Source organism: Cellulosimicrobium cellulans, from assembly GCF_024124905.1.
Classification (GTDB): domain Bacteria; phylum Actinomycetota; class Actinomycetes; order Actinomycetales; family Cellulomonadaceae; genus Cellulosimicrobium; species Cellulosimicrobium cellulans_G.
In genome coordinates, this window is record NZ_JAMXST010000002.1 from 183,112 (window position 1) to 197,728 (window position 14,617).

Sequence of the window (14,617 nt, forward strand, 5' to 3'; positions counted from 1 at the left end):
CGGTCGGTCAGTAGCGGATGGCGTCGATCACCTTGACGCGGACGGCGACGAGCGCCGGGAGGAGACCCGCGAGCGCGCCGATCCCGACGGCGGCGAGCATCCCGGTCACCGCGGCGGAGAACGGGAAGCCGGGGGCGTCCTGGACGGCCGAGCCCATGAGCACGTCGAGCGGGAGGTTGTGCAGCGCGACGACCGCGACGGTCACGCCCAGCACGCCCGCGACGGTCGTCGCGACGACGCTCTCCATCATCACGGAGAAGAAGACGCGGCCCGAGCTCGCCCCGAAGCTCCGGCGGATCCCGATCTCGCGGATCCGGTAGCGCACGGTGACGAGCGCGATGTTGACGAGCCCGAGCCCGCCGAGCAGGAGCGCGATCACGCTGACGCCGAGCACGACCCAGCGGATCGCGCCGTCGACCACGCCGTAGCTCGCCGAGTCGGACCGGTAGACCTCGGCCTGCGTGCCGCTGATCGCGCCCGCGACGTCGCGCTGGATCGCCTCGACGAGCCCGTCGGCGAGCTCGTCGGGGACCCACAGCTCGAGCCGCGGCGGCCCGGTCATCTCCAGCGACTCCGGTGTGACCCAGGCCGACTGGGCGTCCACGAGGACGTAGGCCTGCGGCTCGGCCTGCGGCCAGTCGTCCGGGAACGCCCCGACGACGGTCGCGACCACCGGGTTGTCGCCCCCGATCGTCACGGTCGGGTGCTCGGCCACGGTCACGCCGCCGAGCGCGTCGAGGAACGCCTGGTTGACGACGAGCGCGGGCGCGAGGCGGTCGGCGTCGGCGTCGGTGAACCACCGTCCCGACGTCACCTCGAAGCGGTGCATCGTGGCCCAGTCGGCCTCGACGCCGGTCGTGTAGACCTCGCGCGTGCCGTCGGGGAAGCGGACGGGCGCCGGCGCGTCGCGCAGCATCGACGAGTAGCCGATCGCGTAGCGCTCGACGACCTCGTCGAACACGCGCTCGTACTCCTCGGGCGCGGGCATGACGCTCCCGCTCTCGCCGGTCGGCCAGGCCGACACCTGGAGCGTGGCGGCGCGACCGCCCCAGCGGTCGTTCTGCTCGGCGGAGACCTGGCGCAGCATCTCGCCGGCCGCGGAGATCGCCGTGATCGCGCAGACCGCGACGGCGACGCCGACGAGCGCGAGCAGGACGCGGACCTTGTGGACCCGCAGCTCGTCCCACGCCTCGAGGACGGCGCCGACGACCCCGGTCACGCGGCGTCCCCCGCGCGCGGGGCGGAGCCGTGCGAGGCGACCAGGGGCCGCGCGACGTGCTCCGCCTGGTCGTCGCCGGCCTCCAGCACGGGCGCGACGGCGCCCTCCGCCCCGGGGCCGTAGGGCCCTGCGGCGTCCTGGGTCCCGGGGTGTGCGCCCGGGGCGTCGAGCAACGCGAGCGAGCCGGCGCTGCGCGCGCTGATGGCGATCGGGGTGAGCACGCCGTCGGCGAGCCGGAACTGGCGGGCCGCGCGCGACGCGACCGCGAGGTCGTGCGTGATGGCGATGAGCGCCGACCCGTTCTCGCGCGCGATCGTGTCGAGCAGGTCCATGACCTCGCTGCCCGTGTCGACGTCGAGCGCGCCCGTGGGCTCGTCGGCGAGGATCACGCGGGGCACCCGCACGAGCGCACGGGCGATGGCGACGCGCTGCTGCTCGCCGCCGGAGAGCTTCTCCGGGCGGGTGTCGAGGCGGTCGCCGAGCCCGACGCGGTCGAGCATCTCCGCGGCCAGCGTCCTGCGCTGCCAGAACTGCCGGCCGCGCGCGTACAGCAGCGGCGCGACGACGTTCTCGAGCGCCGTGCGGCCCTGGAGGAGGTTGAACTGCTGGAAGACGAACCCGAAGTCCGTCCCGCGGCGACGTGCCCGGGCGCGTCCGGAGAGCCGGCCGATGGGGACGCCGTCGAGCAGGTACTCGCCGCCGGTCGGGGTGTCGAGGAGCCCGAGGATGTTGAGCAGGGTGGACTTGCCGGTGCCCGACCGCCCGACGATCGAGACGTGCTCTCCGGCATCGACGGTGAGGTCGATGCCGCGCAGGATCTCCAGCTCGCGGTCGTCGGGGAGGAGGACGGAGCGGGCGACCCCGCTCAGCTCCAGGAGGCTCATCCCCCGACCACCTCGCCGGTCAGGGGGTCGACGACCGGCACGACGTCCTGGCCGGGCACGAACTCGAGGACCTCGTCGCCCTCGGCGAGCCCCTCGGTGACCTGGACGACGCTGCCGTCGGTGAGGCCGAGGGTGACGGCGCGCTCCTCGGGCTCGCCGTCGGGGCCGACGACCCACACCTTGCCCTGCTCGACCCGGCCGAGCACCGCGGTCACGGGCACGACGAGCGCGCCCTCGACCGAGCCGGCGGTGATCTCGAGCTCGGCGGCGAGCCCGGCGAAGACGGTGACGTCGCCCGGCACGGCGCACGTGACGCTCGCCGAGGTCGCGCCCGCGGCGGGGTCGGTCGCGCCGTCCTCGGGCGTCCCGGCGGGAGCGGCGGCAGTGCCCATGCGCAGGTTCGTGCAGGTGAACGGTGCAGGCCCACCGGTGACGGTGACCGTCGCCTCGGTCGGGATCTGGAGCAGGCGGAACTGCTGCTCGGCGACCATGCTGCCCGTGACGGAGAGCGTCCCGGGGGAGACCGACGCGAAGTCCTCGCCGACGGCGACCTCCTGGTCCTTCAGCGCGGTGAACGTGGCGACCGTGCCGGCGGTGGTGGCCTTCACGGTCTCCTTCGTCACCTTCGGCCGGCGCTCGGTGACCGTGACCTCGCCGGTCTCGGGGTCGGTCTTCGTCACCGGCTCCTGCGGCTCGGTGAGCGTCACCTCGAGCAGCGGCGCACCGGCCTCGACGACGTCGCCGGGCTGGGCGTGCACCGCCGTCACGACGCCGCGCTGCGTGACCTTCTGCGGCGCGGCCGGGTCCGCGACGATCTGCCCGGTCAGGGTGACGGTGTTGGTGACGTCGCCCGTGGTCACGGTCACGCGCGGCTCGACGAGCTCCGCGGACGGCACGGCCGGGTCCGCGGGGGGCTCGGGCGCCGACCGGAAGGCGATCACGGCGAGCGCGGCGGCGATGACCCCCCAGACGACGATGCGGAGGGCGGGGAAGACGATCCGGCGGGTGATACCCACGTGCGGGCTCCTGGGCGACGGTGACGGGACGACGGTGGCGGTCGGTGAGGGGGTGCTGCGAGGGCGGTCGGGTGGACGCCCGGCCCGAGGCTAGGGGGTGCGGACCGGGGGCGTCGTCATCCCTGGGGAGGAGTTCCGTCGCGTTCTCTCCACCCAGAGGTCACCCATCGGTAACGGGCCGAACGCCCCCCGCGCGGGGCGACGGGGAACGGGCGAGGGTGCGCGAAGGCGTGTGAGGGCGCAAGAGGGCAGCGTGGAGCAGCGACGACGCCACGACACGATCCCCCTCACCGGCCTGACGGCCGTCCCCCTGACGAGATGCGGGCGAGACTATACCGTGGCACGGAGAAAAGACAGGGGCCCTGCCGGACGACGAGGCACGTCGCCCGCCCGGGCCCCCGGGCTCCCCGTTCGGGCGCCCCGGCACGAGGCGTCAGGCGCCCCGGCAGGAGGCGTCAGACGACCGTGACCCCGAGCGAGCGCCCCGCGAGGCCGCGCGGCCTCCGCGCGAGCCCGAGCGCGACGTCGTGCAGCGCGACGGCCGCGGGCGAACCGGGCTCGGCGAGCACCACGGGGGTGCCGCCGTCGCCCGCCTCACGCAGCGACACGTCGAGCGGGACCTGGCCGAGGAGCGGGACGTCGGTCCCGGTGGCGCGGGACAGGTTCGCCGCGACGCGCTCACCCCCGCCGGACCCGAAGACCTCCAGCCGCGACCCGTCGGGCTGCTCGAGCCACGACATGTTCTCGACGACGCCCACCACGCCCTGCTGCGTCTGCGTGGCGACCGAGCCCGCGCGCTCCGCGACCTCGGCGGCCGCGACCTGAGGCGTCGTGACCACGACGATCTCGCTGCCCGGCAGGAGCTGCGCCACGGAGATCGCGATGTCCCCCGTCCCGGGCGGCAGGTCGAGGAGCAGCACGTCGAGGTCGCCCCAGAACACGTCCGCGAGGAACTGCTGGAGCGCCCGGTGCAGCATGGGGCCACGCCACACGACCGGCTGGCCGGGCGGGACGAACATGCCGATCGAGACGACCTTCACCCCGTGCGCGATCGGCGGCAGGAGCATGTTGTCGACCCGCGTGGGCTGCCGGTCGACGCCGAGCATGCGCGGGATCGAGAACCCGTAGATGTCCGCGTCGACGACGCCGACCTCGAGGCCCTGCGCCGCGAGCGCGACCGCGAGGTTCGCCGTGACGGACGACTTGCCCACGCCGCCCTTGCCGGACGCGATCGCGTAGACCCTGGTCAGCGACTCCGGCTTCGCGAACGGGATCTCGGGCTCGCCCACGCCGCCGCGCAGCATCGTGCGCAGCTCGGCGCGCTGCTCCGCGCTCATGACGCCCAGGTCCACGCGCACGTCCGCCACGCCGTCGACCGCGCGCACGGCGGCGGCGACGTCGCGCGAGAGCGTGTCGCGCATCGGGCACGTCGCGACCGTGAGGTCCACGCCCACCGTCACGACGGCGCCCGGCGCCCCGGGCGCGACCGCGACCGAGCGGATCATGCCGAGGTCCGTGACGGGGCGGCGGATCTCCGGGTCGAGGACCGTGGTGAGGGCCTGCCGGACGGCGTGCTCGAGCGGGTCTGCAACAGGGTCGGGCATGGACCCATCGTAGGCGCGCCGGCGCCGCGGTCCGCCGGGCCCTAGGTCCCGGGACGGACGTGAGGCGCATCGCACGCCGTGGTGCGCCGAACGGGTCTACGGTGCACGGATGGACGCCCTGGCCTCCCTCGCACGGGACAGCGAGCTGTTCGGCGACGCCGTGCGCAGCGCGCCCCCGGACGCGCGCGTGCCGTCGTGCCCCGAGTGGACCGGCGCGGACCTGCTCTACCACCTCGCGGAGGTGCAGGACTTCTGGGCGCGCGTCGTCGGGCCCACCCCCGGGCACGGCCTCGACGGCGACGACGTCACCCCGCTCGCGCGGCCGTCGTCGGACGCGGAGCTGCCCGCGCTGCTGCAGCGCTCGACGAGCCGGCTCGTCGCCGCCCTCACGGGTCGCGACCCGGCGGAGCCGTGCTGGTCGTGGCACGACGACGGCCGCCACGTCGGCTGGGTCGTGCGCCGGCAGGCGCACGAGGCGCTGATCCACCGCGCGGACGCCGAGCTCACGGCCGGCCGGGACGTCACGCCCGCCGACCCGGACGTCGCGGCGGACGGCGTCGACGAGGTGCTGTCGGTGATGGTCGACGGCGTGCCCGGCTGGGGCGTGTTCACGCCCGACGGCGCGACGGTGTCGGTCGTCGTGGACGGGTTCGGGGAGCGGCCCCGGAGCTGGGAGCTCGCGTTCGGGCGCTTCACCGGGACGGGCCCCGAGTCGGGCACCGCGTACGACCTCGACGTCGCGCAGCTCGTGGACCTCCCCGGCTCGACCACGACGCAGGTCTCCGGCCCCGCGTGGGCGCTCGACCTGTGGCTGTGGGGCCGGGGCCCGGCCGACGGCCTGGCCGTCGAGGGCGACCCCGCGCTCGTCGAGCGCCTGCGCCGCGTCGCGGCCGAGGGCACGCGGTAGCGGATCCTGAGATCGACCCGAGCGGCCGAGATCGACCCTCGGGGGGTCGATCTGGCGACGGGCGGGTCGATCTCGCGTCAGCGGTCGGAGGGTTCGTCGTCGGGCTGGCGGGCCGACTTCTCCTCCAGCTCCTCCAGCAGGTTGCGGATCTCGGAGCGCACGAAGTCGCGCGTGGCCACCTCGCTCAGCGCGATGCGCAGCGCGGCCATCTCGCGCGCGAGGTACTCGGTGTCGGCGAGGTTGCGCTCCGCGCGCTGCCGGTCCTGCTCGGCGGTGACGCGGTCGCGGTCGTCCTGACGGTTCTGCGCGAGCAGGATGAGCGGCGCCGCGTACGACGCCTGGAGCGAGAGCATGAGGGTGAGCGCGGTGAACCCGAACTCCGCGGAGTCGAACCGCAGGCCCTCCGGCCCCCACGAGTTCCAGATGATCCACACCGCGCAGAACACGGTGAGGTAGACGAGGAACCGGGGCGTGCCCAGGAACCGGGCGATGCCCTCGGTCGCACGGCCGACCGCGTCCTGATCGACCTTGACCCGCGGGATGAGGGAGCGCCGCGCGCTCTTCGGGGTGTCGAGGCGGTCAGCCACGGGTCACCCCCGTCGCGCCGCCGCGGGCCGCGGGACGCGGCAGCGCGCCGGGCGCGAGCGTGGCGCGCGCCTGCTCGGTGTCCACGTCGTCGTCCGTCTCGCGCCAGTCGTCCGGGAGCATGTGGTCGAGCACGTCGTCGACGCTGATCGCGCCGAGCAGGCGCTTCTCCGCGTCGAGCACGGGGACGCACAGGAGGTCGTACGTCGCGAGGATGCGCGTGACGCGCCCCAGGGGAGCGTCGGGAGCGACGCCCTCGACGTCGGAGTCGAGCACCGAGCCGACGGCCGCGTGCGGGGGCTCGCGCAGCAGCCGCTGGAAGTGCGCGACGCCGAGGAACCGGCCCGTCGGCGTCTCGAGCGGCGGGCGCGCGACGAACACCATCGACGCGAGCGCGGGGGCGAGGTCCTTGCGCCGGATCTGCGCGAGCGCGGTGGCGATGGTCGTCTCGGGGCCGAGCACGACCGGCTCGGACGTCATGAGACCGCCCGCGGTGTCCTCCGCGTAGGCGAGCAGGCGGCGCACGTCGCGCGCCTCCTCCGGCTCCATGAGCTCGAGGAGCTGCGCGGCCTGCGCCTCGGGGAGCTCGTGCAGCAGGTCCGCCGCGTCGTCGGGCTGCATCGCCTCGAGGACGTCGGCGGCGCGGTCGGTGTCGAGGCCGGAGAGGATCGCGACCTGGTCGTCCTCGGGCAGCTCCTCGAGGACGTCGGCGAGGCGCTCGTTGTCGAGCGCGCCCGCGACCTCGAGCCGGCGCGTGTCGCCCAGGTCGTGGATGACGTCGGCGAGGTCGGCGGGCTTGAGGTCGTCGTAGGCGGCCAGGAGCATCGCGGCGCCCTGCGCCTCGGTGCTCCCCGCCAGGCCGGTGACCGCCCCCACGTCCACGACGATCGCGTCGCCCCGTCGGCGCAGGCCGAGCGTGCCCTTGTGCTGCGCGCGGCGCCGCACGTACAGCTTGGTGACGAGCCAGTCGCCGGTGCGCTGCCGCTCGATCGCGAGGTCCTCGACCGTCGCCGAGCCCGACCCGTCGACGAGCTCGACCGTGCGCTCCAGCAGCTCGCTGACGGCGAGCGTCTCCATCGCGCGCTGCTCGAACCGCCGCATGTTCACCAGGCCCGTCGAGATGACCTGGCCCGCGTCGATACTCGTGACGCGCGTGAGCGGGAGGAAGACCCGGCGTCTCCCGGGCACCTCGACCACGAGGCCCACGGCGCGGGGCGCGCCCTTGGGCCGGATGAGCACGACGACGTCCCGCACCCGGCCGACCTGGTCGCCGATGGGGTCGAACACGCTGGTCCCGGCCAGGCGCGCGACGAAGACGGTGGTGGCTGCGCTCACGCGGCCAGCCTACGCACGCGCCCCGGTCGCCGCGCGTTCCTTCCGACCTGTGGCGTCGCCCGGCGGCACGGAACGGCGGACGCGCGGGGACGCGGCCCTCGCGCGGTCCGCACGAGTAGGACAGACTGGGCGAATGAGCATGTCACGCCCGGGTGCCGTCCCCCGTGTCCCCACCCCGCCCCGTGGTGAGGAGATCGCGTCGTACGCGACCTACCTCGAGGCGCAGAAGGCGGTCGACTTCCTCTCCGACAACAAGTTCGCGGTCGAGCTCGTGACGATCGTCGGCACCGACCTCAAGATGGTCGAGCGCGTGACGGGCCGGCTCACGTACGGGCGGGTCGCGATCGCGGGCGCGGCGTCCGGCGCGTGGTTCGGTCTCTTCGTCGGCCTGCTGCTCTTCATGTTCTCCGGCCAGGGCGGGTTCGTCCTCACGGCCATCGCGATCGGCGCCGGGTTCGGCCTCCTCTTCTCCGTGCTGTCGTACGCCCTCACGCAGGGCAAGCGCGACTTCACGTCGCAGAGCCAGATCGTCGCCTCGTCGTACGGGATCCTCTGCGCGCCCGAGCGCGCGGGCGACGCGCGCCAGCTCCTCGCGCGGATGCCGGAGGGCGCGGGCGGGGTCCGTGCCCCGGCCGTCCCGGCGAACCCGACGTGGGGCACGCCCGGAGCGACCCCGCCTCCCGCGGCTCCCACGCCGACCGCCCCGGCGCCCGAGCCGACGTCGGGCGCCGGCCCGGCGCCCACGCCCCCGGTCGCGCCGCCCGCCCGGACGCCCGACCCCCGCTGGACCACGCCGACCGGGGAGCCGCGCTACGGCGCCATGCGACCGACGTCGGACCAGCCGGCCGACGCGGAGCCCGGCACCGAGCAGGCCCCGGGAGCGCAGCAGCCGGACCAGCCCGAGCGTCCCGCCTGACGGACGACGAGGGCCAGCCACCTCAGGCGCGCAGGCGCGCCATCCAGGCCTCCACGTCCTCGGGGCGGCGGGGGAGCGCGGCCGAGAGGTTCTCGTTCCCGTCGGCGGTCACGAGCACGTCGTCCTCGATGCGGACGCCGATCCCGCGGTACTCCTCCGGGACCGCCAGGTCGTCCGCCTTGAAGTACAGACCGGGCTCGATCGTGAAGACCATGCCGGGCTCCAGGATCCCGTCGAGGTAGAGCTCGCGGCGCGCCTGCGCGCAGTCGTGCACGTCCAGGCCCAGGTGGTGGCTCGTGCCGTGCACCATCCAGCGACGGTGCTGCTGCCCCTCGGGCGAGAGCGACTCGGTGGCGCTCACCGGGAGCAGGCCCCACTCCTCCAGGCGCGCGGCGACGACCTCCATCGCGGCGGCGTGCACGTCGCGGAAGCGCGCGCCCGGCACGGCGACGGCGAACGCGGCGTCCGCGGCGTCGAGCACCGCCTGGTACACGCGGCGCTGGACCTCGGTGAACTCGCCGTCGACGGGCAGCGTGCGCGTGACGTCCGCCGTGTAGAGCGAGTCGACCTCGACGCCCGCGTCGAGCAGCACGAGCTCGCCCGTGCGCACGACGCCGTCGTTGCGGATCCAGTGCAGCGTCGTCGCGTGCTCGCCGGCCGCGGCGATCGTCTCGTAGCCGACCGTGTTGCCCTCGAGGCGCGCGTGGGCGTCGAACGTCGTCTCGATGACGCGCTCGCCGCGCCGGTGCTCGACGGCGCGCGGGAGGTTCCGCACGACCTCCTCGAAGCCCGCGATCGTGGCGGCGACGGCCTCGCGCATCTGCTCGACCTCGTGGGCGTCCTTGACGAGCCGCAGCTCGGAGACGGCCTCGACGAGCGCGGCGTCGGTGCGCCGGTAGGCGGCCTCCGCCCGGGCGAGCCACTCGGCCTCGGTGAGCTCCTGGTCCTGGGCGCCCTCGACGTCGTCCAGCCCGGCCTCCGCGCGGATCGCCTCGACGAGCGCCTCCACGGCCTCGTCGGCGCCCGCGACGACGAGCAGCGTCACCCCGCCCGGGCCGACGTCCTTGGCGAGCGCGTCGCGCAGCTCGTCGACGTGGCGGGCCTCGACGCCCGTGGCCGCCGCGACGTCGTCGAGCGACGGCCGCGCGCCGACCCAGAACTCGCCGTAGCGCGAGTCGGCGTAGAACTCCTCGGTGTCGCGCGCGGCGAGCGGGCGCACGTAGAGCACGGCGTGGTGGTCCGAGCCGCCGTCGCCGGTCCCGGGCTCCACGGGGTGCAGCACGAGCACCGCGTCGGGCTCCTGGTCCGTGCCGTAGCCGGTGAGGTGCGCGAACGCCGAGTGCGGGCGGAACCGGTAGTCGGTGTCGTTCGAGCGCGTCTTCAGCGGCCCGGCGGGCACCACGAGGCGCGCGCCCGGGAACCGGGCGGACAGCGCGGCGCGGCGGGCGACGGTGTACGGGGCGGCCGGGAGGGGCTCGACGTCGAGCTCCGCGCGCGGCGCCCAGCCGCTCGTGATGAAGGCCTTGAACGCGTCGGAGTCGGGGCGCTGGGAGCGGTTGCTGCCGCGCGCGGCCAGGTCCTGGCCGTCGCCGGCGCTGTCGGGTGCCTGGTCGGGCGTCTCGGACGTGGGCTCGGGCGTGACGGGGGTGGCGTCGGTCATGCCCCCAGTCTCGCACCGCGCACGCGGCCGAAGTCCGCGAGCGCGCGCCCGAGCACGCGGTTGAAGGCCTCGGGGGCCTCGCTGTTGACGTCGTGGCCGGCGCGCGGCACGACGACGAGCGCGGCGTCCGCGGCGGCGGCGAGGTAGCGCTGCTCGTCGAGGCGCATGTGGTCGCGGGCGCCGTTGACGAGCCAGACGGGCACGTCGACGTCGCGCACGTGGGCGAGCCACGAGCGGCCCGCGAGCTGGGTGAGGGCGTCGGTCACGACGTGCCACCCGGGTGCGGCCGGAGCGGGGGCACCCGCGTCGGCCGGACCGGCGAGCGCGTACGACGACGCGGCGCCGCCTGGGAGCGAGCGCCCGCCGCGGGCGATCGTGCTCCACGCCGCCGCGCTCGTGCGCGCCGCCCAGCGCGCTCCGCGCCCGACGGCGCCCCCTCCCGCCACGACGAGGCGCGCGACGTCGCGGTACAGCGCGACGGGCTTGCCCTTGGGGTCCGACGTGCAGGCCGCGGCGACCACGCCCGCGAGGTTCGCGGGGCGGCGGGCCGCCCAGGCGAGCGACGTGTAGCCGCCGAGCGAGAGCCCGACCAGCGCGACCCGACGGTCCGGTCCGAACGAGGCGGCGGCCTCGTCGAGCACCTCGAAGGACCGGTCGAGCGTGAACCGCTCGTGCGCGCGGGCGCCGTGCGCGGGCAGGTCCACGGCGACGGCGTCGTGCCCGAGGGCGCGCACGTGGTCGACCTGGTGGTCCCAGATCGCGCCGGACGTGCGCATGCCGTGCACGAAGACGACGGCGGGCAGGCGCTCCGGGCCGTCGGTGGGCGCGTCGGTGCGGGGGGCGGGCGGGGCGAGCAGGGTGGGGGCGTGCGTCGTGGGGGTCATCGCTCCCGACTGTGGCACCCCAGCCTGGGACGGCCGTGGGGAGGGGTAGCGCCCCGTGTGCACATCGTGTGCGGGTCCCGTGCCGCCGACCTGGTGTCCCGTCACTATCCTGGGACCCGTGCGCATCGACCTCCACACCCACTCGACCGCGTCGGACGGCACGGACGCGCCGGGGGAGGTCGTCGAGGCCGCGGCCGCGGCCGGGCTCGACGTCGTCGCGCTCACGGACCACGACACGACCGCGGGCTGGGCGCAGGCGACGGACGCGGCGCTGCGCCACGGCGTCGCGCTCGTGCGCGGCGCGGAGGTCTCGGCCCGCTCGGGCGGCATCAGCGTGCACCTGCTCTCCTACCTGCACGACCCGGCGCACGAGGCGCTCCTCGCGGAGCTCGACCGCACGCGCGACGCGCGCACGAGCCGGGCGCGGCGGATGGTCGACCTCATCGCCGAGGACTACCCGATCACGTGGGATGATGTGCTCGCGCAGACCGTCGAGGGCACGACGATCGGGCGGCCGCACATCGCGGACGCGCTCGTCGCCGCAGGGCTCTCGCCCGACCGCTCGGCGGCGTTCGCGACGATCCTCGCCACCGACACCCCGTACTACGTGCCCCACTACGCGCCCGACGCCGTCGCGGCGGTGCGGGGCATCCGTGCCGCGGGGGGTGTGCCCGTCTTCGCCCACCCGGGCGCGGACGGCCGAGGGCGCGTCGTGTCCGACGCGGTGATCGAGGAGATGACCGCGGCGGGGCTCGCGGGGCTCGAGGTGTTCCACCGCGACCACGACGAGCGTCAGCGCGCACGGCTCGAGGACCTGGCCCGCACCCTGGGCCTGTTCGTCACCGGGTCGAGCGACTACCACGGGGCCGGCAAACCGAACCGGCTCGGGGAGAACACGACAGCACCGACCGTGCTGGAGCAGATCGAGGAGCTGGGACAGTTGGACGTGATCCGATGATCGGACGATGAGCGAGGTCTTCGACGTCCGGCTCTTCACGGAGGTCTTCGTCACCCTGTTCGTCATCATGGACCCGCCCGGCACGGTGCCGGTGTTCCTGGGCCTGACGAGCGCGATGGGTGCCAAGCAGCGCAACCAGGCGGCACGCACCGCGATCTTCGTCGCGTTCGGCGTGATCGTCGCGTTCGCGGCGTTCGGCCAGCAGATCCTCAGCTACATGCACATCTCGCTGCCCGCCCTGCAGACCGCGGGCGGGCTGCTGCTGCTCCTCGTCGCGATGGAGCTGCTCACGGGCAAGATGGAGGAGCCGCAGCCGTCGGGCAACAAGGGCGTCAACGTCGCGCTCGTGCCCCTCGGCACGCCGCTGCTCGCCGGCCCGGGCGCGATCGTCGCGACCATGGTCTTCGTCCAGCGCGCGGGGGAGCGCGGAGGCGGCGTCGCGGAGTGGGTCGCGATCGTCGCGGGCGTCGTCGCGGTGCACGTGTGCCTCTGGCTCTCCATGCGCTTCGCGAACGTCATCAACCGCGTGCTCGGCGACTCCGGGACCATCCTCGTGACGCGCATCGCCGGTCTGCTGCTCGCCGCCATCGCGGTCCAGCTCGTGGCCGACGCCGTCACGCAGTTCGTCCAGGCCGCCTGACGTCCGCCGCGGGTCGTGCCGCGCCGCGCGAGCCGCGACTCCCGACCCGGCACCTCGTGGTGCCGCGCACGGCCTCGCGGAGCCTGTCGGGGGAGCGCTAGGGTCGGCAGCGGTGCGGACGACGGCCGTCCGCGCGACCAGTTCGGCAGGGGTCCTCATGAATGCTGGCACGCGCTCGGCGCGACGCACGCTCGGCGTGGTCACCGTGATGGGGGTGGGCGGGGTCGTGGCCCTCGCCGGCTGCACGTCCACCCCCGGAGGGGCACCGACGGCGCAGGAGCTCGGGCTCGTCCCGCTCCCGGCGTCGGTCGAGGCCTCGGACGCCGCGCCCTTCGTGCTCCACGGCGGGACCCGGGTCGTCGTCGACGCGGCGGCGGGCAGCGCCGTCGGGCAGGAGGGCGCGGTCCACGTCGGCGAGCTGCTCGCCGCGGAGCTGCGCACGCCCACGGCGCTCGACCTCCCGGTCGAGACGGACCCCGAGGCCGACGGCGGCGCGGTGGTGCTGCGGCTCGAGCCCGGCGGCGAGTCGTGGGACCCCGACGGCCTGCTCGACGACCCGGCGGCCGAGGCGTACACCCTGGAGGCCGGGGAGGACGGCGTCGTGCTCGCCAGCACGACGCCCGCGGGCCTGTACCGCGGCACGCGCACGCTGCTCCAGCTCCTGCCGCCCGAGGTCGAGGCGTCCGTCCCCGTCGACGACGTCGCGTGGGAGGTGCCGGCGGTCGAGATCACCGACGCGCCGCGCTACGCGTACCGCGGCGCGATGCTCGACGTCGCGCGGCGCTTCGCCCCGGTCGAGGACGTCCAGCGGTTCGTCGACCACCTCGCGGACTACCGCCTCAACGTGCTGCACCTGCACCTGTCCGACGACCAGGGCTGGCGGCTGACGGTCGACGGCCTGCCGGAGCTCACCGAGGTGGGCGGCCGGACGCAGGAGGGCTGGCCGCCGGGGACGGGCGGTCCGTGGTTCTACACGCCCGAGGAGTACGCGGAGATCGTCGAGTACGCGGCCGACCGGTACGTCACCGTCGTCCCCGAGATCGACGGACCCGGGCACACGCTCGCCGCGCAGTCCGTCCTGGGGTCGCTGCGCTGCGACGGGACGCCCGGCGAGCCGTACTGGGGGCCGGAGGTGAACAACCCCATGATCTGCTCGAGCGACGAGAACATGCCGGCGGTCCAGGAGTACCTCGACACCGTCCTCGCCGCCGTCGTGGCGCAGAACCCCGGTCCGTACGTGCACCTGGGCGGGGACGAGGCTCCCAGCCCCGCGGAGGGCTGGTACGAGAACTACACGGCGGCGGCGAACCAGATCGTCGCGGAGCACGGGCGCACGGTCGTCGGCTGGCACCAGTGGGCGCAGGGCACGACCCTGCCGGAGGGCAGCCTGATCCAGTACTGGGGCGTGGGCGAGCGCAACCAAGGGCTCATCGGGACCGCGCGGGAGACCGCGGACGTCCAGGAGGTCCGCGCGGCGCTCGCCGCCGGCGCCGACCTCGTCATGTCTCCCGCGGACCGCACGTACCTCGACATGAAGTACGACGACCTCACCCCGTACGGGCTGGAGTGGGCCGCGCGGATCGACCTCGAGCGCGCGTACTCGTGGGACCCCGAGACGGAGCTGACGTCGACCCTCGACCCGGAGCGGAAGGTCGACGTCGCGGGACGCGTCGCCGGGGTCGAGGCGCCCCTGTGGTCGGACCGCTCCTACCCGGACAGCCTCACCCACCTGCCGGCGAGCACCGACGAGTTCGTCGAGGTGGACGTCTACGTGGACTTCATGACCTTCCCCCGCCTGCCCGCGCTCGCCGAGGTGGCCTGGACCGCCCAGGCCGACCGCGACTACGAGGACTTCGAGGCACGGATCGTGCGGCTGGCCCCTCGGTGGGACGCCGCGGGCATCGGGTGGAACCGCGTGCACGACGTGCGCTGGGACGACTGAGGCGGACGGCCGGCGTCCGGGGAGCGCGGCCCCCGGACGCCGGTGCGTCACGGTCGGTGCGTCACGA

13 protein-coding genes are annotated in these 14,617 nt (G+C 75.1%); 5 read left to right on the forward strand and 8 right to left on the reverse strand.

The genetic code is table 11. The features are described from left to right. Positions 1 to 7 precede the first annotated feature (7 nt). The 4 genes from NHH00_RS05825 to NHH00_RS05840 all read right to left on the reverse strand — a co-directional run bounded on the left by NHH00_RS05825 (position 8) and on the right by NHH00_RS05840 (position 4,723). Positions 8 to 1,219 (reverse strand): ABC transporter permease, encoded by a 1,212-nt coding sequence (locus tag NHH00_RS05825; RefSeq protein WP_253050918.1) that lies wholly within the window; start codon positions 1,217 to 1,219, stop codon positions 8 to 10. Further along, positions 1,216 to 2,103, reverse strand: a complete 888-nt coding sequence (locus tag NHH00_RS05830) for an ABC transporter ATP-binding protein (RefSeq protein ID WP_253050919.1) — start codon at positions 2,101 to 2,103, stop codon at positions 1,216 to 1,218. Before NHH00_RS05830 ends, NHH00_RS05825 begins: the two co-directional genes overlap by 4 nt. Then, entirely contained in the window at positions 2,100 to 3,119 is a 1,020-nt protein-coding gene (locus NHH00_RS05835) for an efflux RND transporter periplasmic adaptor subunit (RefSeq protein ID WP_253050920.1), read from the reverse strand. Before NHH00_RS05835 ends, NHH00_RS05830 begins: the two co-directional genes overlap by 4 nt. A gap of 455 nt (positions 3,120 to 3,574) precedes the next feature. Then, positions 3,575 to 4,723 carry an Mrp/NBP35 family ATP-binding protein gene (locus NHH00_RS05840; protein WP_253050921.1) on the reverse strand — a complete coding sequence of 383 codons (1,149 nt, stop codon included), beginning with the start codon at positions 4,721 to 4,723 and terminating at the stop codon, positions 3,575 to 3,577. A 109-nt stretch (positions 4,724 to 4,832) separates the two neighbouring features. On the opposite strand from NHH00_RS05840, the gene NHH00_RS05845 reads away from it, so the two are divergent. Further along, on the forward strand, positions 4,833 to 5,630 hold the full coding sequence (locus NHH00_RS05845) for a maleylpyruvate isomerase N-terminal domain-containing protein (protein WP_253050922.1): 798 nt from the start codon (positions 4,833 to 4,835) through the stop codon (positions 5,628 to 5,630). Between the two features lie 77 nt (positions 5,631 to 5,707). Here the strand turns inward: NHH00_RS05845 and NHH00_RS05850 are convergent, their stop codons facing one another. Together NHH00_RS05850 and NHH00_RS05855 are read right to left on the reverse strand one after the other, a co-directional pair. After that, positions 5,708 to 6,217, reverse strand: a complete 510-nt coding sequence (locus NHH00_RS05850) for a DUF1003 domain-containing protein (protein ID WP_253050923.1) — start codon at positions 6,215 to 6,217, stop codon at positions 5,708 to 5,710. Beyond that, the gene (locus NHH00_RS05855) at positions 6,210 to 7,550 is read right to left on the reverse strand and encodes a magnesium transporter MgtE N-terminal domain-containing protein (RefSeq protein ID WP_253050924.1); all 1,341 of its coding nucleotides are present in this window, start codon (positions 7,548 to 7,550) and stop codon (positions 6,210 to 6,212) included. The genes NHH00_RS05850 and NHH00_RS05855 overlap by 8 nt, the downstream gene beginning before the upstream one ends. 133 nt (positions 7,551 to 7,683) lie before the next feature. On the opposite strand from NHH00_RS05855, the gene NHH00_RS05860 reads away from it, so the two are divergent. Then, positions 7,684 to 8,466: a general stress protein gene (locus tag NHH00_RS05860; protein ID WP_253050925.1), complete on the forward strand. Its 783-nt coding sequence runs from the start codon at positions 7,684 to 7,686 to the stop codon at positions 8,464 to 8,466. A gap of 22 nt (positions 8,467 to 8,488) precedes the next feature. Here the strand turns inward: NHH00_RS05860 and NHH00_RS05865 are convergent, their stop codons facing one another. Further along, positions 8,489 to 10,126 carry an aminopeptidase P family protein gene (locus NHH00_RS05865; protein ID WP_253050926.1) on the reverse strand — a complete coding sequence of 546 codons (1,638 nt, stop codon included), beginning with the start codon at positions 10,124 to 10,126 and terminating at the stop codon, positions 8,489 to 8,491. After that, positions 10,123 to 11,010, reverse strand: a complete 888-nt coding sequence (locus NHH00_RS05870; RefSeq protein ID WP_253050927.1) for an alpha/beta fold hydrolase — start codon at positions 11,008 to 11,010, stop codon at positions 10,123 to 10,125. The genes NHH00_RS05865 and NHH00_RS05870 overlap by 4 nt, the downstream gene beginning before the upstream one ends. Before the next feature lie 118 nt (positions 11,011 to 11,128). Between NHH00_RS05870 and NHH00_RS05875 the strand changes: the two genes are divergently transcribed. The 3 genes from NHH00_RS05875 to NHH00_RS05885 all read left to right on the forward strand — a co-directional run bounded on the left by NHH00_RS05875 (position 11,129) and on the right by NHH00_RS05885 (position 14,550). Beyond that, entirely contained in the window at positions 11,129 to 11,968 is an 840-nt protein-coding gene (locus tag NHH00_RS05875; protein ID WP_253050928.1) for a PHP domain-containing protein, read from the forward strand. 7 nt (positions 11,969 to 11,975) lie between these two features. Next, positions 11,976 to 12,608 (forward strand): MarC family protein, encoded by a 633-nt coding sequence (locus NHH00_RS05880; RefSeq protein ID WP_253050929.1) that lies wholly within the window; start codon positions 11,976 to 11,978, stop codon positions 12,606 to 12,608. 157 nt (positions 12,609 to 12,765) lie between these two features. Next, entirely contained in the window at positions 12,766 to 14,550 is a 1,785-nt protein-coding gene (locus NHH00_RS05885) for a beta-N-acetylhexosaminidase (RefSeq protein WP_253050930.1), read from the forward strand. The last annotated feature ends 67 nt before the right edge of the window (positions 14,551 to 14,617 follow it).